Below are 258 nucleotides of genomic sequence, written 5' to 3'. Positions count from 1 at the left end.
AATTAAATATGCCTGTTGCTATTCACGTGATTGGTGACTTAGCATTAGAGTATGCTTTAGATGCCATCGAGCAACACCCAGTAGCATTAAATAAGAGAGATCGATTAATTCATCTCCAAGTTACTAGAGAAGATTTAATTGAACGGCTCAGAAAGCTTCCTGTTGTGTTAGATATTCAGCCAAGATTTGTTGCTTCCGATTTCCCGTGGGTTGAAGAAAGACTCGGAGAAGAACGTATGCCGTACTCATTCGCATGGA

Annotated in this window: 1 protein-coding gene; it reads left to right on the top strand. The window is 40.3% G+C overall.

From position 1 onward, the window contains the following. Positions 1-258 (top strand): amidohydrolase family protein (locus AOA62_RS25800; RefSeq protein ID WP_143521926.1); only part of this gene is annotated, 258 nt, incomplete at both ends.

The organism is Pseudomonas sp. 2995-3, from assembly GCF_002742565.1.
Taxonomy (GTDB): Bacteria; Pseudomonadota; Gammaproteobacteria; order Pseudomonadales; family Pseudomonadaceae; genus Aquipseudomonas; species Aquipseudomonas edaphica.
Note: the sequence above shows the minus strand (reverse complement) of the source record. Positions and strands in the feature narration are given on the sequence as shown.